The sequence below is a fragment of the Sphingomonas hengshuiensis genome (assembly GCF_000935025.1).
Lineage (GTDB): Bacteria > Pseudomonadota > Alphaproteobacteria > Sphingomonadales > Sphingomonadaceae > Sphingomonas > Sphingomonas hengshuiensis.
The window spans coordinates 3,045,176-3,066,729 of record NZ_CP010836.1 but is presented as its reverse complement, the minus strand read 5'-3'; the positions used below and the strand labels follow the sequence as shown (position 1 = coordinate 3,066,729).

At 67.1% G+C, this 21,554-nt stretch carries 22 protein-coding genes and 1 pseudogene; 9 read left to right on the top strand and 14 right to left on the bottom strand.

Features of this window, described 5'->3' with window-relative positions; translation table 11 throughout:
- Window positions 1-382 precede the first annotated feature (382 nt).
- The gene (dnaA, locus tag TS85_RS13545; protein ID WP_044336279.1) at window positions 383-1,726 is read left to right on the top strand and encodes a chromosomal replication initiator protein DnaA; all 1,344 of its coding nucleotides are present in this window, start codon (window positions 383-385) and stop codon (window positions 1,724-1,726) included.
- A 188-nt stretch (window positions 1,727-1,914) separates the two neighbouring features.
- Here the strand turns inward: dnaA and trpS are convergent, their stop codons facing one another.
- The 3 genes from trpS to secB all read right to left on the bottom strand — a co-directional run bounded on the left by trpS (window position 1,915) and on the right by secB (window position 5,137).
- Window positions 1,915-2,919: a tryptophan--tRNA ligase gene (gene trpS, locus TS85_RS13540; protein ID WP_044332840.1), complete on the bottom strand. Its 1,005-nt coding sequence runs from the start codon at window positions 2,917-2,919 to the stop codon at window positions 1,915-1,917.
- 132 nt (window positions 2,920-3,051) lie between these two features.
- Complete coding sequence (murJ, locus tag TS85_RS13535) at window positions 3,052-4,617, bottom strand: murein biosynthesis integral membrane protein MurJ (RefSeq protein ID WP_044332839.1); 1,566 nt, start codon at window positions 4,615-4,617, stop codon at window positions 3,052-3,054.
- A 28-nt stretch (window positions 4,618-4,645) separates the two neighbouring features.
- Window positions 4,646-5,137: a protein-export chaperone SecB gene (secB, locus tag TS85_RS13530; RefSeq protein WP_044332838.1), complete on the bottom strand. Its 492-nt coding sequence runs from the start codon at window positions 5,135-5,137 to the stop codon at window positions 4,646-4,648.
- A gap of 161 nt (window positions 5,138-5,298) precedes the next feature.
- On the opposite strand from secB, the gene TS85_RS13525 reads away from it, so the two are divergent.
- From TS85_RS13525 to TS85_RS13510, 4 genes are all read left to right on the top strand, one after another.
- Window positions 5,299-5,943 (top strand): Tim44/TimA family putative adaptor protein, encoded by a 645-nt coding sequence (locus tag TS85_RS13525; protein WP_155006417.1) that lies wholly within the window; start codon window positions 5,299-5,301, stop codon window positions 5,941-5,943.
- A 10-nt stretch (window positions 5,944-5,953) separates the two neighbouring features.
- The gene (gene mltA / locus TS85_RS13520; protein WP_077228612.1) at window positions 5,954-7,216 is read left to right on the top strand and encodes a murein transglycosylase A; all 1,263 of its coding nucleotides are present in this window, start codon (window positions 5,954-5,956) and stop codon (window positions 7,214-7,216) included.
- 94 nt (window positions 7,217-7,310) lie between these two features.
- A complete protein-coding gene (locus tag TS85_RS13515) occupies window positions 7,311-7,841 on the top strand; it encodes a Smr/MutS family protein (RefSeq protein WP_044336275.1) in 531 nt (176 codons plus the stop codon).
- Window positions 7,842-7,910: 69 nt separating this feature from the next.
- Entirely contained in the window at window positions 7,911-9,584 is a 1,674-nt protein-coding gene (locus TS85_RS13510; protein ID WP_044336273.1) for a putative bifunctional diguanylate cyclase/phosphodiesterase, read from the top strand.
- Here TS85_RS13510 and dapE read toward each other — a convergent pair.
- Window positions 9,581-10,702: a succinyl-diaminopimelate desuccinylase gene (gene dapE, locus TS85_RS13505; RefSeq protein ID WP_044332835.1), complete on the bottom strand. Its 1,122-nt coding sequence runs from the start codon at window positions 10,700-10,702 to the stop codon at window positions 9,581-9,583. The two genes, TS85_RS13510 and dapE, sit on opposite strands and share 4 nt — an antisense overlap.
- 26 nt (window positions 10,703-10,728) lie before the next feature.
- Here dapE and TS85_RS13500 point away from each other — a divergent pair, with 26 nt between their 5' ends.
- Window positions 10,729-11,175 (top strand): cupin domain-containing protein, encoded by a 447-nt coding sequence (locus TS85_RS13500; protein ID WP_044332834.1) that lies wholly within the window; start codon window positions 10,729-10,731, stop codon window positions 11,173-11,175.
- A gap of 54 nt (window positions 11,176-11,229) precedes the next feature.
- Here TS85_RS13500 and TS85_RS13495 read toward each other — a convergent pair whose 3' ends face one another.
- Window positions 11,230-12,726 (bottom strand): OprO/OprP family phosphate-selective porin, encoded by a 1,497-nt coding sequence (locus tag TS85_RS13495; protein WP_044332832.1) that lies wholly within the window; start codon window positions 12,724-12,726, stop codon window positions 11,230-11,232.
- Between the two features lie 323 nt (window positions 12,727-13,049).
- Between TS85_RS13495 and TS85_RS13490 the strand changes: the two genes are divergently transcribed.
- On the top strand, window positions 13,050-13,394 hold the full coding sequence (locus TS85_RS13490; protein WP_155006416.1) for a hypothetical protein: 345 nt from the start codon (window positions 13,050-13,052) through the stop codon (window positions 13,392-13,394).
- A gap of 25 nt (window positions 13,395-13,419) precedes the next feature.
- Here the strand turns inward: TS85_RS13490 and TS85_RS13485 are convergent, their stop codons facing one another.
- On the bottom strand, window positions 13,420-14,082 hold the full coding sequence (locus TS85_RS13485) for a glutathione S-transferase family protein (protein ID WP_044336271.1): 663 nt from the start codon (window positions 14,080-14,082) through the stop codon (window positions 13,420-13,422).
- A 113-nt stretch (window positions 14,083-14,195) separates the two neighbouring features.
- On the opposite strand from TS85_RS13485, the gene TS85_RS13480 reads away from it, so the two are divergent.
- Window positions 14,196-16,112, top strand: a complete 1,917-nt coding sequence (locus TS85_RS13480; RefSeq protein ID WP_227698485.1) for an alpha/beta hydrolase family protein — start codon at window positions 14,196-14,198, stop codon at window positions 16,110-16,112.
- A gap of 52 nt (window positions 16,113-16,164) precedes the next feature.
- A complete protein-coding gene (locus TS85_RS13475; protein WP_052507926.1) occupies window positions 16,165-16,953 on the top strand; it encodes a CatB-related O-acetyltransferase in 789 nt (262 codons plus the stop codon).
- A gap of 8 nt (window positions 16,954-16,961) precedes the next feature.
- Here TS85_RS13475 and TS85_RS13470 read toward each other — a convergent pair whose 3' ends face one another.
- The 8 genes and pseudogenes from TS85_RS13470 to rpmH form a co-directional block, all read right to left on the bottom strand.
- Window positions 16,962-17,288 (bottom strand): gamma-glutamylcyclotransferase family protein, encoded by a 327-nt coding sequence (locus TS85_RS13470; RefSeq protein WP_044332829.1) that lies wholly within the window; start codon window positions 17,286-17,288, stop codon window positions 16,962-16,964.
- Between the two features lie 2 nt (window positions 17,289-17,290).
- Complete coding sequence (locus tag TS85_RS13465) at window positions 17,291-17,506, bottom strand: hypothetical protein (RefSeq protein WP_044332828.1); 216 nt, start codon at window positions 17,504-17,506, stop codon at window positions 17,291-17,293.
- Window positions 17,507-17,592: 86 nt separating this feature from the next.
- Window positions 17,593-18,414 carry an acyltransferase family protein gene (locus tag TS85_RS13460; protein WP_052507925.1) on the bottom strand — a complete coding sequence of 274 codons (822 nt, stop codon included), beginning with the start codon at window positions 18,412-18,414 and terminating at the stop codon, window positions 17,593-17,595.
- Window positions 18,411-19,049, bottom strand: coding sequence for a ribosome biogenesis GTP-binding protein YihA/YsxC (gene yihA / locus TS85_RS13455; RefSeq protein WP_044332827.1), 639 nt, complete (start codon window positions 19,047-19,049; stop codon window positions 18,411-18,413). Before yihA ends, TS85_RS13460 begins: the two co-directional genes overlap by 4 nt.
- A complete protein-coding gene (yidC, locus tag TS85_RS13450) occupies window positions 19,046-20,782 on the bottom strand; it encodes a membrane protein insertase YidC (RefSeq protein ID WP_044332826.1) in 1,737 nt (578 codons plus the stop codon). Before yidC ends, yihA begins: the two co-directional genes overlap by 4 nt.
- A 22-nt stretch (window positions 20,783-20,804) precedes the next feature.
- Window positions 20,805-21,017 (bottom strand): membrane protein insertion efficiency factor YidD, encoded by a 213-nt coding sequence (yidD, locus tag TS85_RS13445; protein ID WP_044332825.1) that lies wholly within the window; start codon window positions 21,015-21,017, stop codon window positions 20,805-20,807.
- Window positions 21,014-21,355 (bottom strand): annotated as a pseudogene (gene rnpA, locus TS85_RS13440) (ribonuclease P protein component); the annotation flags it as partial. The pseudogene rnpA and the gene yidD, both read right to left, overlap by 4 nt.
- Window positions 21,356-21,381: 26 nt before the next feature.
- Entirely contained in the window at window positions 21,382-21,516 is a 135-nt protein-coding gene (gene rpmH, locus TS85_RS13435) for a 50S ribosomal protein L34 (RefSeq protein WP_044332822.1), read from the bottom strand.
- Window positions 21,517-21,554: the final 38 nt, after the last annotated feature.

Genomic DNA, 21,554 nt, shown 5'->3' with positions numbered 1-21,554 from the left:
ATCGGTGTCGGTGGCGTCAACACTGCGCAAGTCGCGGAAAACCACGAGTCGCGAAGTTGCAACAATTCAAACAGTTTAACTATTTGATTTATAAGGATAAAATTTAAAACCCGCGGAAAAGCGCGAGTCACGGCCTGTCAACCAAACTATTTCAGATTCTTTACGTCCGCTGGACTTGCTCGACTCGCAAATGGGTTCTTAAAACGGCCCTCCCGTCGCTGTCGGCGTCGGGCGTAACATAGCCCAACTGCCGTGTTCGGGGACCAATCCGACGGCGCAGGGCAATTTGTCGTGACGATAGGGTGCGTGGGAAAAGTTCGCTTTTCCGCGAGGGGAGAGGTGTGTCGTTGTGACTCAAGTGCAGTCGGTGGAGCGTATCGGGATGGAAGCAGTCAGCAAGGCATGGGCGCATGTGCGGGGCAACCTGCGGCGCTCGGCGGGGCAGCGGCTGTTCGACCAGTGGCTCAAGCCGGTGACGCTCGTCGAAGGGTCGACCGCGACGGCGGTGCGGCTGGGGCTGCCCTCTGCGTTCATGACGCAATGGGTGCGCAACCATTATGCCGAGCGGCTGCTGCTCGAATTCCGCGGCGTGCTGCCCGATGTCGAGGCGGTGACGCTCGAGACGCTGGCGGACGAGCCGCTGCGCGTGCTGACCGCCGAGCCCGAAGCAGCCCCGGCCCCGCGCGCGGCGCCGCTCGTCGAGCGCCCGACCTTCGATCCGCGATTCACCTTCGAGCATTTCGTCGTCGATTCGACCAACCGGGTGGCGTTCAACGCCGCACGCGCAGTGGCCGAGCCCGGCACGCCGCGGTTCAGCCCGCTCTATCTCCATTCGGGGACCGGGCAGGGCAAGACGCACCTGATGCACGCGCTGGGCCATGCGTTTCTCGACGCCAATCCGGGCGCGACGGCGATCTATGTCACGGGCGAACGCTTCATGTTCGAATTCGTCCAGGCGCTGCGCGCGAAGGATACCCATGCCTTCAAGACGCGGCTGCGCTCGGTCGACCTGCTGATGATCGACGACTTGCAGTTCATCGGCGGCAAGGACGCGACGCAGGAGGAATTCTTCCACACCGTCAATGAGTTCATGTCGTCGGGCAAGCGGCTGGTGATCGCCGCCGATCGCGCGCCCCAGGCGCTCGAAGGGTTCGAGTCGCGGCTGGCCGGGCGGCTGGGGTCGGGGCTCGTCGCCGACATCAAGCCCGCCGAGCTGGAGCTGCGCCGTGCGATCGTGGTGCGCAAGCTGGCAGCCATGCCCGCGGTCGACATGCCCGACGAGGTGATCGACCTGCTCGCGGCGCGAATCACGTCGAACGTCCGCGAGCTGGAAGGCGCGCTCAATCGGCTGGTGGCCTATGCCAATCTGTCGAACGAGACGATCACGATCGATTTCGCGACGGTGACGCTGGGCGAAGTCCTGCGCAGCGTCCAGCGCCGGATCACGATCGACGAAATCCAGCGCGCGGTGTCGGCGCATTTCGAAGTCAAGCAGCTCGACCTGATCTCCGAGCGGCGCGCGGTCGCGATCGCGCGCCCGCGCCAGATCGCGATGTACCTCGCCAAGCGGCTGACCACGCGCTCGCTGCCCGAGATCGGGCGCAAGTTCGGCGGGCGCGACCATTCGACGGTGATCCATGCGGTCCGCCGGATCGAGGATTTGCGGACCAAGGATGTCGAGATTGACGGCGCGGTGCGTTCGCTGATGCGCACGCTGGAGGGGTAGGGGCGACTCCGGCGTCCGCGCGCTTGATTCCGTCACCCTCACCCTTCCGCGCCTTCGGCGCTCCCTCCCTCTCCCGTTGGGAGAGGGAAGGGGCCCGCCGCCGTAGGCGGTGGGAAGGGTGAGGGCGATGACGATGCCTGTGCTTATGTGCTTCCCCTGCCTGCGCAGGAGAACCGGTCAGCCCGCCGTCACACCTGCAACCCCACCGCCCGTTTCGCCGCGAGCAGCGTAGGCGCCGCCATCGCGCCTGCCCGATCGGCGCCGCGGGCCAACTGGGCGCCCACTTGGCCGCGGTCGTCGAGCAGCCGCGTCAGCCGTTCGCGAATCGGGCCGAGGACCGATACCGCCAGATCGGCGAGCGCGGGCTTGAACGCGCCGAAGCCCTGCCCGGCAAACTCCGTCACCACCGATTGCGGATCGCGATCCGACAAGGCGGCGAAGATCGTCACGAGGTTCTTCGCCTCGGGCCGTTCCGCCAGCGCGTCGAACGACTCGGGCAGCGGCTCGGCATCGGTCTTGGCCTTGCGGAACTTGGCGGCGATCGTGGCGTCGTCGTCGATCAGGTTGATCCGCGACAGGTCCGAAGGATCGGACTTCGACATCTTCGCCTGACCGTCGCGCAGCGACATGATTCGCGGCGCCGCCTTGCTGATCAGCGGCTCGGGCAGCGGGAACAGTTCGACGCCGAAATCGGTGTTGAACTTGGCGGCGACGTCGCGGGTCAGCTCCAGATGCTGTTTCTGGTCCTCGCCCACGGGCACATGCGTCGCCTGATAGACGAGGATGTCGGCGGCCTGGAGCACCGGATAGGTGAACAGCCCGACGCTGGCGCCGTCGCGGTTCTTGCCCGCCTTGTCCTTCCACTGGGTCATGCGGTTCAGCCAGCCCATCCGCGCGGTGCCCTGGAGAATCCAGCACAGCTCGGCATGGGCGGGAACGCGCGCCTGGTTGAACAGAATCGAGCGGTCGTCGATCCCGGCGGCGAGCAAGGTCGCGGCCATCTCGATCGTCGAAGTGGCGAGTTCGGCGGGGGTGACGTTGCCGGTCAGCGCGTGGAGATCGGCGAGGAAGAACAGGCACTCACCACCATCGGCCTCCATGGCGTTCTGCATGGCGACCCATTGCTTGATGGCGCCGAGATAATTGCCGAGATGGAGATTGCCGGTGGTTTGAATGCCGGAAATGACGCGCATGAAATCTACTCCGCGCCCGATTGACCGTTCGACCGTTGGACCGGTCGCGGGTTTCCGGCAGCGGGGGCGCCGCCGCGATGCGGGGCCGGGAACGCGCGGGCTGTAGCGGGGCGGTGGAGCCGGGGGAAGCGTCTAGGCGCGGCGGCGGCGGACCAGTGCCTTGAGGTCGGACAGCAGGAAGGCGCGCGTCACGAAACAGGCGGCCGCATAGATCGCGCAGCCCGCGCCCACCAGCATCACCAGCGCGAGATAGCGCTCATAGATCCGCCCGTTGAGCCACGGATCGAGCAGCCGGTCGCCCGCGAACAGCGCCAGCCCCATCAGCAAAGCCGCCAGCGCGAGGCGGGGCAGGCGGCGGCGGAGCTGCGTGTCGGCGACGAAATGGTCGCGGGCGACGAGCGTGCGGTATAGCAGCCAGACATTGACCGTGGAGGACAGGGCGGTCGCCAGCGGCGGGCCGATATGGCCGATCCACGGGATCAGCATGAGGTTTGCCGCGATGTTGACCGCGACCGAGATCATCGCGAACCGCACCGGTGTCTTCGTGTCCTGCCGCGCATAATAGCCGGGGGTCAGCACCTTCACGAGCACATAGGCGGGCAGCCCGATCGAAAAGCCGGCGAGCGCCCAGGCGCAGCGCACCGTGTCCTCGGGGGTGAACTGGCCATATTGGAACAGCCCGCGCACGATCGGTTCGGCGGAGACGATCAGCGCGACCATCGCGGGGAAGGTCAGGAACAGCGCCAGCTCCATGCCGCGATTCTGCGTCTCCATCGCTTCCGCTTCCCGCCCCGCACCCAGCAGGCGCGAGATGGTGGGGAGGAGGATCGTGCCGAGGCCGATGCCGATCATCCCCAGCGGCAACTGGTTCAGCCGATCGGCGTAATAAATGTACGAGATCGAACCGGCGTCGAGCAGATAGCCCGACAGCGCCGTGGAGATGACGAGATTGAGCTGTACCGCGCCCGCGCCCAGCGCGGCGGGGAGGATGAGCTTCATCAGCCGCTTGACCTCGGGATCGAGGCGGGGACGGCGCAGGCGCAGCGATACGCCCGATGCGCGGCACGCCAGCGCCAGCCAGACGAGCTGAAGCACGCCGCCCAGCGGGACGGCGATTGCCTGCGCGCGCGCGGTCTCCTCCGGCGTGCAGTGGAAGACGAACAGTGCGGTCACCATCGCGATGTTGAGCAGGATCGGCGCGGCGGCGTTGACCCAGAATTTGTCGAGCGAATTGAGAATGCCGCCCAGCAGCGAGGCGAGGCAGATCAGCATCAGATAGGGAATGGTGATCCGCGAAAGCTCGACCGCATAGCCGAATTGTTCGGGCGTCGGGTGCTGGCGCGCGAAGCCGCCGGACAGGAGCAGGGTGAGCGGCCAGGCGGCGGCCAGCATCACCACGGTCATCACCGCGAGGAACGCGAACAGCACCGCCAGCGTGCGTTCGGCAAAGTCATAGGCGGCGACCTTGCCGCTTTTCTCCGCGAGCTTGCGGTTGAACATCGGGATGAACGCCGATGAAAACGCGCCCTCGGCGAAAAAGGCGCGGAACATGTTGGGCAGGCGGAACGCGACCAGGAACGCATCCGACGCGAAATTCGCGCCGACATAGCGCGCCTGGAGCGAATCGCGGACCAGCGCGAGCACGCGGCTGGCGAGGGTAAGGCCCCCCACCGAGCCGAGGCTGCGCGCCAGCTTCATCCGACAATCCCGTCAGGCAGGAGAAAGATCAGGCGTTGCCCGCCGCCTGCTCGATATTGCCCTGTTCGCGCTGCTGCAGATAGATGCCGCCGAAATCGATCGGCTCGAGCAGCAGCGGCGGGAAGCCGCCGTCGCGGACGGCATCGGCCAGCACGCGGCGCGCGAAGGGGAACAGGATGCGCGGCGCTTCGCCGAGCAGGAAGGCGTCGAGATGCTCGGCGGGGACGTTGCGCAGCGCGAACAGCCCGGCATAGCTCAGATCGACGAGGAACGCCGTCTGCGTCTCGGCCTGGGCATGGACTTCGACCTTGAGCACGACTTCGTACACGTCTTCGCCGACCTGGCCCGAGCCGATGTTGAACTGGACATCGATCGCGGGCGCAGCCTGCGCCTGATAGATTCCCGGCGCGTTCGGATTTTCGAACGAGAGGTCCTTCACATATTGCGAAAGGACGCCCACGGCGGGGGCGGTGTCGGCGCCATTCGCGGCGGGTGCGCCGACGGTTTCGTTCTCGTCCATTAAAGCTTCCTCATTTGCCGGATAGTTTCACATGCGGCATGCGTTGTTCGCGTGGCCGGTTAGCAGGCGCTTTGCGGCAGTTCAATCGGCGGACGCTTCTCGCGATTTGAATCGCGGGACGCGAAGCCCTATGTACGCTATGGCGAGGCTTTGGAGGCTCAGTGTTCTACGTCATTCTCTTTGCGATGGTCGCCGGTTTTCTGGCGCTCCGGCTCTATTCGGTCCTCGGCAAGCGGACCGGACATGAGCAGCCGCTGCCCAAGCCCGCCGACGAGCGCGTCGGGCTGTCCCCGATTCCGCGCACGATCGACGTGACGCCGGAGGTGCGCGAAGTCAGCAGCCGTTCGGTCGAGGCTGGGGCAGAGGCCGGGCTGCGCGCGCTGATCTCCGCCGATCCCAGCTTCGACGTCGCGCAGTTCGTCGACGGCGCGAAGTCCGCCTATCGCATGATCCTCGAAGCCTATTGGAAGGGCGACGAGGAAACTTTGGGCTGGCTCGCCGAGGACGATGTCCGCAACGCCTTCGCCACCGCCATCGCCGAGCGCAATGCGGCGGGGCATGTCCTCGACAACCGCCTCGTCGCGATCGAGCGCGCGGTGATTTCGGACGTGACGGTCGAGGGCAAGCAGGCGCGGATCACCGTGCGCTTCGATGCCGATATCGCCGCGGTGACGCGCGATCAGGACGGCGTGGTCGTCGCCGGTTCTATGACCGACGCGGTCGAGACGCACGATATCTGGACCTTCGCGCGCAAACTGCGCAGCGACGATCCGAACTGGAAGCTGGTCGAGACCGACGAAGCGTAAAGGACGAACGATGCGCGCATTGGGGGGAGTCGCGCTTCGCGCAGCGGGGGTAGTCGCGCTTGCCGCGGTTTTGGGCGCGTGCTCGAGCGGGGGCGGAACACTCCGCCGGCCGCCCGCGGGCGCGACGCAGGTGCCGGTGCGCCAGCCGACTCCGGCGACGCCCTTGTCCCCGATCACGGCACCCCCGGCTGCCAGCGGCGTGGCTACCGCCGCGGGGGCGGGCGTCGTCGCGGGGCCTCCGGTCGACGCGCTTCCGATCACCCAGGCGGGCGCCGAGCGCGCGCTCGCCGCGTATAAGCTGAGCTGCACCGCACTCCAGCGCCGCCCCGACACCACCGGGCTGACCCAGGGCGCCGACTGGGCGCCGAGCTGTCAGGCGGCGCAAAGCTGGCCCGCGCGCACCGCCCCCGATTTCTTCGCGCGCTTCTTCGAAACCGCGCAGATCGCCGACGGCAAGGCGTTCGCCACCGGTTATTACGAGCCCGAAATCCATGGCGCGCGTGAACGGCGGCGGGGCTATGAGGTGCCGATCTATGGGCCGCCGAGCGACCTGATCGAAGTCGATCTGGGGCTGTTTTCGCAGGATCTGAAGGGCAAGCGCATTCGCGGGCGAGTCGAGGGCAAGGCCTTCGTCCCCTATTTCGACCGCGCGCAGATCGAGGATGGCGCGATCGACCAGCGCGCGCCGATCCTCGCCTGGGCCGCCGATCCGGTGGAGATATTCTTCCTCCAGGTCCAGGGATCGGGGCGGCTGCGGCTTCCCGATGGCGGGGTGATGCGGATCGGTTATGCCGGGCAGAATGGGCGCGACTATACCGGCATCGGCAAGCTGATGCGCGATCGCGGGCTGCTCGGCCCCGGACAGGCATCGATGCAGGGCATCATGGCCTATCTGCGTGCCCATCCCGAAGAGGGGCGCGCGATCATGCACGAGAATAAGAGCTTCATCTTCTTCCGCGAACTGACCGGCCCCGGCCCGCTGGGCGCGATGGGGCTGCCGGTGACGGGGGCGGCGAGTGTTGCCGTCGACCCGAAATTCGTGCCGCTGGGCGCGCCTGCCTTCCTCTCGATGGATCGCACCGACGCCACCGGGCTGTGGGTGGCGCAGGATACCGGGGGGGCGATCAAGGGGGCGAATCGCTTCGACACCTTCTGGGGCGCGGGCGACAATGCGCGGGCGACCGCGGGCGGAATGTCGGCGCGCGGGACGGCGTGGCTGTTGCTGCCCAAGGGTGCGATCGACCGGCTCCAGGCCGTCGCGTCCGCCCCGTGAACCGGCGCAGGCGCGCGTGAGCGGGGATTCGCCGCGCAGCGCCGGACGCGGTCGCGTGCTGGCCCCCGACGAGGCGGCGCTGTGGAAGCGCGTGATCGCCACCGTTACGCCGATCCGCACCGCGGGCGCCCCGCGCGCCGTACCGCCAGTGCCGCCAGCGCCGCTGCCTGCACCCGCCCCGGCTCCTGCACCGCTCGCGAAGGTCAAGGGCCGCGTCCCGCCGCCGCGCGAGGTAAAGCCCAGCGCGCCCAAGCCCTCCGCGAACACGCTCGACGGATCATGGGACCGGCGGCTGTCGCGCGGGCTCGTCGCGCCGGAAAGCGCAGTCGACCTGCACGGGCACAACCTCGCCTCGGCCTATGACCGGCTCGATCGCGGGCTCGACGAGGCAGTGCGGCGGGGCGACCGCGTGCTGTTGCTCGTCACGGGCAAGCCGCCGCGCGCCGAATCGGAGCGCCCGCACGCGCGCGGCGCGATTCGCGCGGCAGTGGGCGACTGGCTGGCGTCGTCGCGCCATTCGGATCGAATCGCGGCGGTCCGCGGCGCGCATCCTCGCCATGGCGGCAGCGGAGCGCTGTATATTATCCTTCGACGCCAACCGGATCGCGCGCCACGAAAATCTTAACCCGAAGCTGCGATGTTTCACCTTCGTGTCAGCTGCGCCACGATTTTGGGATGGGGGTTCGGGCCGCAAGTGGAAGGGATTTCGCTAAAGAGCCGTGCGATCGCCTTCGCGATGTGCGCGGGGGCCGTGGCGTTCATCCTCGCCATCGCCGCCGCGACTCCGGGCGAAGTCACGGTCGAATCGGCCGCGCGCGCATTGATCGCGGCGATCGTGTGCGGCGTGATGTGCTGGGCATCGGCCGAGCGTACCGTTGCGTCGACTGCGGAGGCGATCGACGCCGCGATCGCGCGGCTGTCGCGCGCCGCCAATGGCGATCTCGAAAGCGATATCCCGGCGGAAGTGCGCGAATGCGTTCCCCCGCTCGCCGCGGCGATGGACGCGCTGTTTCGCCAGCTCCACACCAATATCGAGCATGTCCAGCGGCTGGCGATGTTCGATCCGGTCACCGGGCTGCCCAATCGCACCAATTTCCGGCGCACCGCCGAGCGGCTGCTGGCGGATGCCACGCCGACCGGGCTCGCGGTGCTCTATTTCATCGATCTGGACCGGTTCAAGGCCGTCAACGACACGATGGGGCATGCCACCGGCGACCTGCTGCTGGGGATGGTCGCGAACCGGCTCCAGGCAGTGGCGGAGCGCTTTGCCGCAATCGGGCCGGCGCGCCTGCCGCTGATCGGGCGGCTGGCGGGGGACGAGTTCACGATGTTCTTCCCCGAGATCGGCGATCCGCGCGAGGCCGAGCGGATCGGGCGCGGCATCCTTTATGCGCTGTCGGAGCCGTTCGACCTGGCCGACCAGGAAGTGTCGATCGGCGCCTCGATCGGCATCGCGCTGCGCCCCGAACATGGCGCGACGCTGCACGACCTGATGCGCGCCGCCGACGTCGCGATGTACCATGCCAAGGCGTCGGGCCGCGGTCGCGCCGAGCATTTCACCGATGCGCTGGCGACGCGGATCGCCGAGCGCGCGCAGCTGGAGAGCGACCTGCGCCAGGCGGTGGACAAGGACCAGTTCGCGCTGGTGTTCCAGCCACAGGTGAGCGCCGTCGACGGCAGCATCGTCGGGGCCGAGGCGCTGCTCCGCTGGCGGCATCCCGACGGGCTCAAGCTGCCGGGGGCGTTCATCGATCGCGCCGAGGAGACCGGGCTGATCGTCGAGATCGGCGAATGGGTGGTCAACAACGTCGCGGAGACCATCTCACGCTGGGGACGGCTGGGCGTCCGCCAGCGGCTGGCGGTCAATATCAGCCCGCGCCAGATCGACCATGCGGGGTTCTTCCGCCGGCTGCGCGAGGCGATGCATGCCGCGCGCGCGCCCGCCGCGCTGCTCGAGCTGGAGATTACCGAGACGCTGGCGATGCATTGTTCGCCCGACGTGCTGGAGGCGATCTCCGCGCTCCGCGCCGATGGCGCCAGCATCGCGATCGACGATTTCGGCACCGGCTATTCGAACCTCGCGCGGCTGCGCGAACTGCCCGTCGACCGAGTCAAGCTGGATCGCAGCCTGGTCGAGCATGTCGCCGACCAGCCCGAGGCGCGCACGATCGCGCAGGCGGTGATCGCGCTGGTCCACGGCCTGGGCTGCGAGGCGGTGGCCGAGGGGATCGAAAGCGAGGCACAGGCCGCGGTGCTGCGCGTCATCGGCTGCGACATCCTCCAGGGCTATGCGATCGCGACCCCGATGGCGGAGGAGGATTTCCTGAGCTGGGCCCGCGCGGTGACGCCGCGCCGGGCGATGGGTTAAGCGAACACCCGCCGCAGCACGTCTGCATACACGCCGGTCAGCGCGTGGAGATCGGCCAGCGCCACCGCTTCGTCGAGCTTGTGCATCGTCGCGTTGACCAGCCCGAATTCGACGACCGGGCAGATTTTCACCAGATAGCGCGCATCGGACGTGCCGCCGGTGGTCGACAGCTCGGGCGTGATCCCCAGCCGGGCCTGCACTGCGTCGGAGACCAGCGACGACAGCGCGCCGGGGGCGGTCAGGAACGCCTCGCCATAGACGCGGCCCTTTACCTGTGCGCCGGGGGCATGCCGCTCGACGATCGCCGTGATGCGGGCGACGAGGTCGTCGCCGCGCTGTTCGTCGTTGAAGCGGATGCTGATCCGCGCGCCGGCGCGCGACGGGATGACATTGGTCGCGGGATTGCCGACCGCGAGATCGATGATCTCGATGTTCGAAGGCTGGAACCAGGCGTTGCCGGCGTCGAGAACGATCCCGTCGATCTCCGCCAGCGCGCGGACCAGCCGGGGGACGGGATTGTCGGCCAGATGCGGGTAGGCGACATGGCCCTGCTGCCCGATCGCGACGATATCGATCACCGCCGACCCGCGCCGCCCGATCTTGATCGTGTCGCCCAGCCGATGCGCCGAGCTGGGTTCGCCGACGATGCACAGATCGGGCTTGAGGCCGCGCTCGGCCATGCGCTCGATCAGCTTGGGCGTGCCATAGGTCGAGGGGCCTTCCTCGTCGCCGGTGATGATGAGGCTGATTGTCCCCGACGCGGGCATTTGCGCCACCGCGGCGACGAAGGCCGCGATCGATCCCTTCATGTCCACCGCGCCGCGCCCGTACAACAGGTCGCCGCGGATCTCCGGCTCGAACGCGCCGCTCGTCCAGCCATTGCCCGGCGGGACCACGTCGAGATGCCCGGCAAAGGCGAAATGCGGGCCGGTGTTCCCGCGCACCGCGAGCAGGTTCTCGACCGGCCCGTCGGGCGCCTCGCCCTCGACGAAGCGCTCGACCGTGAAGCCTAGGGGGGCCAAAGCCGCCTCGAGCACGTCGAACACGCTGCCGCGCGCGGGGGTGACGCTTTCGGCGGCAATCAGCGCCTTGGTAAGTTCGACGACGTCAGGCACCATGGTCTCCACATTATGCGGAGGTGGCATTGCCCAAGCTCGATCTCGATACAATCCCGCAGACCAATGCGACCGGCTATCCGCCCGAATTTGCCGGGCCGGTGCAGGGGCGCTGGTATCGTCGGCTGGCGCCCGCGAGCGGGATTTGCGATTTCGGGTTCAGCCATGTGACGCTGAAGCCCGGTGCGGCATCGGCACAGCGCCACTGGCACGAAGGCGAAGACGAGTGCGTGGTGATGCTGGCGGGGGAAGCGGTGCTGATCGACGATAGCGGCGAAACGCCGATGCGCCCCGGCGATGTCGCCGCGTTTCCGAAGGGGGACGGCAACGGCCATATGCTGGTCAACCGCAGCGACGCCGATTGCGTGTTCGTCGCGGTGGGGGGGCCGGGTAACGGCGCGTGCCACTATCCGGACATCGACATGCACCTGCCGGCGGGGGGTGGTTTCGTGCGGAAGGACGGGAGCGGGTTTTAGGTCTGGGTGGCGCAGGGACGGGTTCGCGACCCGCCCCTGTAGCCCCGCCGCGCGTCAGAAGGTGACGCCGAAGCCGCCGCTGACGGTCTGGCCATTGTCCTTGCCGGTATAGGCGCCGGTCCGGTTGTTGGTGTTCCACTGGATCACGTTGAACTGGAGGCGGATGACGCTGTCCAGATACCAGTTGACCCCGGCCGTCGCCGCCCAGCCGTCGCCAAGGGTGGGGAGCCCGGAATGGTCGATATTCTCGTAGCGCGCGAGAAGCTCGATCGCCCCCGGCCCGCCCTCGAACACCGGGCGCAGGACCCGGGGCTGCGCGAAGGTGCCCAGCCGGGGATTATAGGGGGGAAGGTCCCCGGTCAGGAACCAGCCGCCGGACAGGCTCCATGCCTTGGTCTCGAAATTCGGACGCCCGGCGTTGAGCCTGGCTTCGCGCCGCCCTGCCTCGCCCATGACCCAGAACGGGCCGGTATAGCCGCCGACTTCGATGCCATAGCCGGTCGTGCCGGTGCCCCCGACCAGCGTGCCGGTGGAGACGCGCAGCGTGCCGTTGAAGCGCCCGCCGATCACGGTGTTGCGGGTGAGCGAGCCGGGGCCGACCGCCAGCTTCTCGTCAAAGCCCCACAGCCCGAGATGGAGGACCGAGCGATCGCTCTTGACCGGGTTCCAGTGCGCGCGGCCCATCACGGTGCGGCTGTCGCTGACCAGCTGGCTGGCATCGACCGAATCGCCGCTGATCGTGACCGATGCGTGTCCGGTCTTCCAGAAGATGCGGGGCATGAGCGCGATGCCATAGAAGCCGCGCTGCGGAATGATCGCGGTGGCGACGACGTTGCGCTCCAGGAAGGGCGGGGCGTCGGAACCGCCCGAGCCTTCGAAGCTGCGGTCGTTGAACATGTTGCCGAAGCGGACGTCGTAGGAAATGTCGCCGATCGTATTGCGCCAGCCCACGAACATCGTGCCGACGTCGGACACGTTGTCGGCGAAGTCATTCTCGAACTGGTAGAAGAAATGCGATCCCACGGCGCCTTCGATGCCGATGCGCAGCGCGCGGGCGCCGGTCGTGGTGATGTTGCGGGCACCATATTTCGAGCCGAAGGTCGTTCCGGCATGGTTGATGATGCGGCCGCGCATCTTGAACATGTACTTGCCGTCCGCCGAGCGGAAGATCGGCAGTCCGCCGCGCCACTCGGTGGTCACGCCGGCAAGGTTCTGCGCCAGCGCGCGCGCCTGGGCGACATCCTGTTCGGCGATGCTCGCGGGGACGATCTGGGGCGCGAAGGAGTCGGGTGTCGCTTCCTCATTGGCGATCGCCAGCCGATTGGCAGCAGGCGCCTGCTGCGTCGCTGCGGGCGCGGAGGTATGCGCCGCGACTGCGGGCGCGCTTGCCTCCACCTTGTCGAGCCGGGCGCGCAGGGCCGCGATCTCCGCTGCCTGCGCGCGCAGAAGCGCGACAAGCTCGGCTTGTTCGGCAGACGTGCTCTGAGCAAATGCAGGGGCGGCAAACATCAGCGCAGCCAAAGCCGCGCCGCCAAGAAGCGTCGTTTTCATTGTGCAGAAGCCCATTCATCGCGGACAGTAGAGTTACGGCAGGAAACGAGTTGCCTGCAGATACTATAGAGGGGTCAGGCCCTGCCCCGTTCCATGGGCGGGGAAATGCGGGCTTTTACGGAGGCGGATACCGCACCTGGGAGATTGGGCGGGCGCCACTTCCAACTGTTCCAGCGCTGGACGACTGTTTCCCGAATAGCGTGAGCCAGTCACCCACTTGCACAAACGGCGAAGGCGTTCATGCTGTCGAGATGCATGGAGAGGACATCGCCGAGATCGCACCGGATAGACGCAGAGGCTGCCTTGCGCGTGGCGCCGTGGTCATGACCCTCGCATTACTTGCCTTGCCGTTCAGTTGCACTGGCCCGACCTATGACCAGCGCATCCTCCGCGCAGTGGGCGCCGAAGCGCGCGCGCTGATGGCGGCCAACCCGGTCAACCCGGCACAGCCCTGGGTGGATATACCGGAACAGGCATTGCCACCGGCCATTGCGAGCCTGCGCCCCCATGACGTGACCGTCTATCGGTGGGGCGTCGCGATCACGATCAAGCCGTTTTTCGACGGCGGTTGGGGCTATGAAGTGCCCCGCAAGAAGGGCGATTTCGGTATGCTGCCGGAATGCTATTCGGAAGTCGGTCCGGGTGTGTTCTGGCACGGTCCCTGTTGAAACCGGCGGGATGCACGCGCGTCGATCAGGCCGGCGTCATCTCGAACTGCTCGATCACCCAATCCTCTTCCTGCGCCGCGGCGATCCAGTCCTGCATATAGGGGTGCTGGAGCACCGCGAGCATATAGGCCTGGGCGAAGCGGGGGGTGGGGAAGGAATAGGTGACGAGCCGGGTCACCACCGGCGCGAACATGATGTCCGCCGCGCCGAACGCGCCGAACAGGAAATCGCCCTCGCCCCCGAAGCGCGCGCGCGCCTGGGCCCAGAGCTCGAACAGCCGCGACAGGTCCTGCACCACGTCGGCGTCGGGGGTCTGCGGCGGATAGACCTGGCGGATGTTCATGCTGTGCTTGCGGCGCAGCGCGGCGAAGCTGGAGTGCATTTCCGCCGCCATCGACCGGGCCATCGCCCGCGCGGCATCGCCCTGCGGCCAGAATTTGGTGTTGTCGGTCTTGTCGTTCAGATATTCGACGATCGCGAGGCTGTCCCACACCACCGCCTCGCCATCCCACAGGATCGGCACCTTGCCCGACGAGGGCGCGAACTCGTCGCCTTCGCGGCGCTTGTCCCATTGATCGTCGTACAGCGGCACCACGACTTCCTCGAACGGAAGCCCTGACTGCTTGCAGGCGAGCCAGCCGCGGAGCGACCAGGACGAATAGGCCTTGTTGCCGATGATCAATTTCATGCGGCGGGGATAGCCGCCGAACCCGGGGCGGGCAACCATTGGCGACGCTTGCTTACGTGCCAGAAACACGCGACGATGACGCCGGGCGGATTCGTGAATTGAATTTGGGGGGGATGATGCGACTTCTTGGGCTGTGCCTGGTGCTTGCTGCAATTGGCGGCCCCGCCGCCGCGCAGGAAGCGAAGCGCGAACCGCTGCCGACCGAGATATTCGCCGAGCTTCCGGCGATCGAAGATCCCGAAATCGCGCCCGGCGGCAAGACGCTCGCCGCCAAGGTCGCGAACAAGGGCACGCAATATTTCGCGATCGTGCCGCTGGAGGGCGGGGCGCCCCGGCTGATCGGGCTGGGCGAGGTCGACCTGAACTGGTGGAAATGGGTCAACGACGAATGGCTCGTGATCGGCATCGGGCGGCTCGCGCCGGTCGAGGGCGATGAATGGTATATCACCCGCGCGGCCGCAGTGAACGTCGTGACGGGCAAGATCACGGTGCTGGCCGCCAAGGATGCCGCCCAAAGCGCGGACGACGTGATCTGGGTCGCCAAGGACGGCACGCCGCGGGTGATGATGGCGCTGCAAACCTCGGTGTACAGCAACGAAGCGGGTTTTTACCCGCGCGTGGAGGAGATCAACCTCGCCACCGGCAGGCGCAAAGTGGTTCAGACGAGCCGCGAGGGCGTGTGGAGCTGGTATAGCGACGGCAGTGGCGTGGTGCGGATGGGCATAGGCATGACCGACGACGGTCGGTCGCGCCGGCTGCTCTATCGCGACCATGACGGCAACGCGTTCCGTGTGATCGACCGGGCCAAGACGCGCGACGACACGCTCACGGTGCCCGCGATGTTCCTGCCCGATTTGGGCAAGGCGGTGATGGTCGGCGATGACGACAAGGGGCTGTCGGCGCTCTACGAACTCGATCTCGCGACGCTGAAGCGCGGCAAGATGCTGTTCGCGACGCCCGGGTTCGATATCGGCGGACCGGTGCCCGCGGCGGACGGGTTTCACTATCTCGGCGTCCGGGTGAACCGCGACCGGCCCGGGATCGAGTGGACCGATCCCGAGATGGCGGCGCTGCAAGCCAGGGTGGCGGGCATGATCAAGGGGGGCGAGCCGGAGATCGTGTCGCTCAACCGCGATCACAGCAAGGCGATCGTTCGCGTCGGCTTTTCCAACGCGCCGGGCGCCTATTTCCTGTTCGAGCCCGCCAAGGACTCGATGACGCTCCTCGGGCTGAACAACGAAACGCTCGGGATGAAGCGGCTCCACCGGGTCAAGACGATCCGGTACAAGGCGCGCGACGGGCTGGAGATTGCCGCGGTGCTGACGCTGCCGCGCGGGGCGGAGGCGAAGAACCTGCCGCTGATCGTGATGCCGCATGGCGGGCCGTTCGCGCGCGATACCGAGGAATGGGATTGGTGGACGCAGTTCCTCGCCGATCGCGGCTATGCGGTGATCCAGCCCAATTACCGGGGCTCGTCGGGCTATGGCACGCCCTTTACCGAGAAGGGCGAGGGGCAATGGGGCCTGGCGATGCAGGACGATTTGAACGACGCGGTCAAGGCGCTGGCCGATCAGGGCATCGCCGATCCCAAGCGCGTGTGCATGGTCGGCGCCTCCTATGGCGGGTACGCGGCGATGCGCGCGGCGCAGCGCGACGGGACGCTATATCGGTGCGCGGTATCCTATGCCGGGGTCTCGGACCTCAACCGGATGCAGCGCCAGGACGCCCGGTTCCTCGGCTCCGGCGCGCGCAAGGATTGGTTGCGCGAGCAGGCGCCCGACCTGAAGGGCGTGTCGCCGCTGTTCGCGCCGGGGCAATTCTCGATTCCCGTGCTGCTGTTCCACGGCAAGAAGGACCGGGTCGTCCAGCCTGTCCAGTCGCGGCTGATGGCGAAGGAGCTGAAGGCGGCGGGCAAGGACGTGACCTATGTCGAGCAGCCCGAGGGCGACCATCATTTCTCGCGCAGTGCCGACCGGCTGGAGTTTCTGAAGGCGCTGGAGGCGTTTCTGGCCAAGCATAACCCGGCCTGAGCGGGGGTACGGCTCCCGCTTTCGTTGGCATAGACAGAAAGGATCTACCCGCATGGAGGCAGTCGAATTCGAGGCCAACAAGGCGCTTCTGGCGCTTCTTCGCGACTATCACATCGGCACCAAGTTCGGCGCGGGAACGCGGATGCGGGTGGGCGACCGGCTCAAAATCAGGGTCGATTCCAGCCTCGAGCAATATTCCACCGTGGCGGCGGGTGCGGCATTTCCGGCGCGGATCGGCGCGTTCAGCTATAGCCGGTCGGCGCTGTCGGTCGACGCCGTCCTCGGCCGCTATTGCTCGATCGCGCGGGGCGTGACGATCATGGGGGACCCGCACCCGCTCGACCGAGTCACGACCTCGCCGATCACCTACCACCGAGTCATGCCGTATAATTCGGATTACATGACTGAGTTCGAAACGGGCAAGTACCGGACCACGCCATTTAGCCGGGATCCGGCAGAGATAACGATCGAAAACGATGTCTGGATCGGCGACGATGTCACCCTGGCGCGCAAGATCACCCTGGGCACCGGGTCGGTCGTGGCAACGGGCGCCATCGTGACGCGCGATGTCCTGCCCTACGAAATCGTCGGCGGGGTTCCGGCGCGGCATATCCGCTTCCGCTTCGACTCCGATCTGATCGCGGAACTGCTGGACAGCGTGTGGTGGCGGTATGGACCCGAGATGTTGGCCCGGGCCGACCCGGCGGTGCCGACGGCCTTTGCCGCCCGGCTGCGCACGCTTGAGGAGGCGCAGGAGATCCGTCCGCTCGCGCAACCGCCGCTGACCGCAAGCGCAATCCTTGCCGTGGTGGACCGGACGGATGCCAAGGTCCGGCGCTGAGCAGTGGATCAGGCCTTCACATAGACCCAGGCGTGGTTCCCCGAGGCGAGCGGGACCCAGTCGCGCCGGTAATTCTCGCTTTCGTACACGTCGGCGGCGGCGAGTTCGGCTTCGGTGAGTTGGAAGACCTTGCCCGCGATCGGGGGCCCGTCGCCGGGGACGAGGGCGAGGTGCGTCTCGATCCCGCTCGCCTCCAGCACATGCGGGTCGCGAATCTGGATTTCGATGATCGCGAAACCGTGGAGCACGTCGTCGCTGCCCTCCAGCAGCCGGCCGAACTGGGCACGCTGGACGCTGTCGAGCTGGAGCGTGCCATAGGAGAAGAGCGGCGCCATCGTCACAGCCTCAGGTGGATGCCGCGGCGGTGGAGCGGGATCAGCAGCGCCAGCACCAGCCCGAGTACTGCGACAGCGTAAAGGAACGAGGCGAGATAGGGGTCGGGCACGGCGCCGTGTATCGCATCGAAACCGGCGGCCTGGAACCCCAGCCGCATCCCCGCGAGCCCGATCAGCAGCGAGACGATATAGCCGAGGATCGCATTGCGCCCGAGCACGTCTAGCGGCCACAGCGCACGGCGAACTGCGTCGCGCCGGGCGGCGATCTCGCACCCGACGAAGATCAGTCCGGCGAGGCCGGAGGTCAGCAGCGCGTAGCTGCTCGACCACAGCTTCTTGTTGAGCGGGAAGGCGGGGCGAGCGCGAGGCCGAGCGCGGCGACGATCCCCGCCGCCAACGCGATGCGGAGCAGCGGACGGTTTGGGGCGCGCTTCCACAGCAGGGCCGCCAGCAGCCCGAGCAGGACGTTGGCGAGCGCGGGCATGGTGGAGAGCAGCCCTTCGGGATCATAGGCGATATTGCCCGCCGCATCGGTGCCGAAGCGCCACATATGCGCGGTGCCGACGGTGATCCGGTCGACATAGCCTGCCAGATTGCCCCCAGGCGTAAGGATGCCCGCGCCGTGGCCGGGGACGGGGACCAGCGCCATCGCCGCCCAATAGCCGAGCAGCAGCGCCGCAGTGGCGAGCCCGATCGCCGCGGCACTGGGGACGCTCCGGCCATCGGCGGCGCGGCGCGCGGTGAGGATCGTCAGTGTCGCGGCAAGCCCGTAGCACAGCCCCAGCCGCTGCAGCACGCCGAACACGCGGAACGTCTCCAGCCCCGGCCGCGCCAGCATCTGCCACGCCCATCCGATCGCGATCAGCAACAGCGTGCGGCGCACGATCCGCGTCCAGTCCGACGCATCGATCCGGCGCGGGAAGGACAGCCCGAGCGCGAAGCCCATCGCGCAGAGAAAGGCGGGAAAGACGAGGTCGGTGGGGGTGAAGCCGTCCCAGGCGGCATGGTCCAGCGGCCACCAGACATGCTCGCCCGAGCCGGGGGTGTTGACCAGGATCATGCCGGCGACCGCCAGCCCGCGGAAAACGTCGAGCCCGGCGAGACGCTGTCGCCCGGCGGGGGTCAACCGATGGCTTCCAATACGGCGGCGCGAAGGTCGGGGATGCCCATGCCCTTTTCGCTCGACGTGACGAGGATGTCGGGGTGCGCGGCGGGGCGCTTGCGCACTTCGTCGGCAGTGCGCTCGGTCACTTCGGCGAGTTCGCTGGCCTTGATCTTGTCGGCCTTGGTCAGCACCGTCCGGTAGCTGACGGCGGCGGCATCGAGCATGTCGAAAATCTCGCGGTCGACATCCTTGATGCCGTGGCGCGCGTCGATCAGCACCAGCGCGCGCTTGAGCACGTCACGCCCGCGCAGGAAGTCGTTGACCAGATAGCGCCATTTGCGGACGATATCCTTGGGCGCCTTGGCAAAGCCATAGCCGGGCATGTCGACCAGCCGGAAGGCGAGGGGATCGCCCACGTCGAAGAAGTTAAGCTCCTGCGTCCGCCCCGGCGTGTTCGACGTGCGCGCCAGCCCGTTGCGGTTGGTCAGCGCGTTGAGCAGCGACGACTTGCCGACGTTCGAGCGGCCGGCGAACGCGACTTCGGGCACCTCGGCAGGGGGCAGGTGGCGCAGTTCGGGCGCCGATTTCAGGAAGGCGACGGGGCCCGCAAAGGTCTTTCGCGCGGCCTCGATCGCGTCTTCGTCGAATCCGCTCATTTGACCGCCACTTCCTTTTTGGGCGCGTCCTTCTTAGGAAGCGGCTCCTTCAGCGCCGGATGCTTCGAATAGAGCCAGCGCTGCTGGAGGATCGTCAGGATGTTCGACGTGATCCAGTAGACCTGGAGGCCCACCGCGAACGGCGCCATCACGAACATCAGCATCCACGGCATGATCGCGAAGATCTGCTTCTGCATGTCGTCGAGCGGCGCCGGGTTCAGCTTCATCTGATAATACATCGACACGCCGAGCAGCACCGGCACGATGCCGATCGCCAGGAAGCTGGGGGGCGTGAAGTTCAGATAGCCGAACAGGTTGAGGATCGTCGCGGGATCGGGTGCGGACAGATCCTTGATCCACAAAACGAACGGCTGGTGCCGCATCTCGATCGTCAGCAACAGCACCTTGTACAGCGCGAACATGATCGGGATCTGGAGGAGCATCGGCAGGCAGCCCGCGACGGGGTTGGCCTTCTCCTCCTTGTACAGCTTCATGATCTCCTGCTGCTGGCGCGGCTTGTCGTCCTTCCAGCGCTCCTGCAGGGCCTTCATCTTGGGCTGGAGCACGCGCATCTTGGCCATCGACGCGAACTGCTTCTGCGCGATCGGGAAGAGCAGCGCGCGGATCGTGATCGTCAGCAGGATGATCGCGACGCCGAAATTGCCGACGAGGCGGAACAGCCAGTCGAGATAATAGAAGATCGGCTGTTCGATCATCCCGAACCAGCCCCAGTCGATCGCGCGATCAAACTCGTCGATGCCGAGCTTGTCCTGATAGTCTTCGAGCAGTTTCACTTCCTTCGCGCCGGCGAAGAAGTGGCTCGAATAGCTGGCCTTGGTGCCGGGGGCGAGGTTGATCGGCTGAGTCAGCTGATAGTCGGCCTGATAGGTCTTGGCCGGGGTGCCGCGCTGCTGGAGCGAGACGGGCAGCTTCTGGTCGGGGACGATCGCAGTCAGCCAATAATGGTCGGCGAAGCCCGCCCAGCCGCCGGTGGTGGTGAACTGCTTCGGCGCGGTTTCGACATCGCCATAGTTGATATAGTTGGCGGCGCTGGCGGCCACCGCGACCGGGCCGACATGCGCGACATATTGGTCGACATCGGTCGAGCGGCTGGAGCGCGAGACGAGCGCGAAGGGCGTCACCGCCACGGGCGCCGCGCCGAGATTGGTGACGGTCTGGCGGATCGTGAACATGTAATGCTCGTCGACCGCGAGATCGATCTGGAAGCGCTGGCCGGTCGCGTTGGTGGTGGTCAGCGTGACCGGCGTGGTCGGGGTGAGCCGGGGGGCGCTGGCCTGCCACACGGTATCGGCGCCCGGCGCCTGGGTGCCGACGCCCTGCCAGCCGATCTGCGCGAAATAGGCGCCCGCCGCGCCGGTGGGCGACAGCAGCCGGATCGGCGGCGAATTCTTCGAGATGTTTTCGTCGTACTTCACCAGGACGAGATCGTCGAAGCGCGCGCCCTTGAGGTTGATCGAGCCCTTCACGCTCGGCGTGTCGATCACGACGCGCGGCGTTTCGGCCAGCACCGCGGCGCGATCGCGCAGCGCGGAGGGCGAATCGGCGGTCGGATCGGCCGCCGGATTGGGCACGGGCTGGCTCTTGCCGTTGACCAGCTTGGTCGTCGCGGCGGGCTGTTGCGGGAACACCCAGTGCATGATCGGCTGCCAGGCGAACAGGATCAGCGCCGCCAGCAACGCGAAGATCACGAAATTCTTTTGGTCTTCTTTCACCGGTGTTTCCCTGGAAATTCCGTCATGGCACGGGATCGTGGCCGTGCCCGCCCCATGGATGGCAGCGCGCGATTCGTCGGATGGCGAGCCAACTGCCCTTGACCGCCCCATAGCGGCGAAGCGCCTCGATTGCATAGGCCGAACAGGAAGGCTGGTAGCGGCAGCTGGGCGGCAGGATCAGCGAAGGGCCGAGTTGCCACGCCCGCGCGACGAGGATCAGCGCGCGCGCGATCACCGCGGGACCTTGGCCTGCTGCGCCTTGCCCTGCTGGACCCTTGCCAATGCCTTGGCCAGTTCGCGCTGGAGATCGGCAAAGTCGCGCTCGATCCCGCCGGCACGCCCGATCAGCACGTGATCGGCGCCGGGCAGGCCCGCCTCGGGCAGGATTTCGCGCGCCAATGCGCGGAAACGCCGCTTCATCCGGTTGCGGATGACGGCGTTGCCGACTTTCTTCGATACGGTAATGCCGATTCGCATCGTCGAATCGGAATCGTCCCGCGGGCGAACGAGCAGGACGAAACCGGGCATAGGCGCCCGTTTCCCCGCGTTCGCCGCGAGATAGTGCTTGCGCTCGGTGAGCCGCGAAAGCGGTACGGCGGTTAGGCCGACAGCTTGTTGCGGCCGCGGGCGCGGCGGGCGCGGATCACGTTGCGGCCACCGGGGGTCGCCATCCGCGCGCGGAAGCCGTGCCGGCGCGCACGCACCAGGTTGCTCGGCTGAAAGGTCCGCTTCATCGCTCATCCTCAAGTATCTAGAACGTAAAAGGGCCACC

Bases quoted from the DNA above. Each gene is read 5' to 3' on its own strand.
- yihA (WP_044332827.1), bottom strand. From the start codon at position 19,049: ATGAGCGGATTCGACGAAGACGCGATCGAGGCCGCGCGAAAGACCTTT.
- TS85_RS13485 (WP_044336271.1), bottom strand. From the start codon at position 14,082: ATGAAATTGATCATCGGCAACAAGGCCTATTCGTCCTGGTCGCTCCGC.
- dnaA (WP_044336279.1), top strand. From the start codon at position 383: ATGGAAGCAGTCAGCAAGGCATGGGCGCATGTGCGGGGCAACCTGCGG.
- trpS (WP_044332840.1), bottom strand. From the start codon at position 2,919: ATGCGCGTCATTTCCGGCATTCAAACCACCGGCAATCTCCATCTCGGC.
- mltA (WP_077228612.1), top strand. From the start codon at position 5,954: ATGCGCGCATTGGGGGGAGTCGCGCTTCGCGCAGCGGGGGTAGTCGCG.
- rpmH (WP_044332822.1), bottom strand. From the start codon at position 21,516: ATGAAGCGGACCTTTCAGCCGAGCAACCTGGTGCGTGCGCGCCGGCAC.
- TS85_RS13490 (WP_155006416.1), top strand. From the start codon at position 13,050: ATGACCCTCGCATTACTTGCCTTGCCGTTCAGTTGCACTGGCCCGACC.
- dapE (WP_044332835.1), bottom strand. From the start codon at position 10,702: ATGGTGCCTGACGTCGTCGAACTTACCAAGGCGCTGATTGCCGCCGAA.
- TS85_RS13495 (WP_044332832.1), bottom strand. From the start codon at position 12,726: ATGAAAACGACGCTTCTTGGCGGCGCGGCTTTGGCTGCGCTGATGTTT.
- secB (WP_044332838.1), bottom strand. From the start codon at position 5,137: ATGGACGAGAACGAAACCGTCGGCGCACCCGCCGCGAATGGCGCCGAC.
- TS85_RS13470 (WP_044332829.1), bottom strand. From the start codon at position 17,288: ATGGCGCCGCTCTTCTCCTATGGCACGCTCCAGCTCGACAGCGTCCAG.
- TS85_RS13480 (WP_227698485.1), top strand. From the start codon at position 14,196: ATGATGCGACTTCTTGGGCTGTGCCTGGTGCTTGCTGCAATTGGCGGC.
- murJ (WP_044332839.1), bottom strand. From the start codon at position 4,617: ATGAAGCTGGCGCGCAGCCTCGGCTCGGTGGGGGGCCTTACCCTCGCC.
- TS85_RS13475 (WP_052507926.1), top strand. From the start codon at position 16,165: ATGGAGGCAGTCGAATTCGAGGCCAACAAGGCGCTTCTGGCGCTTCTT.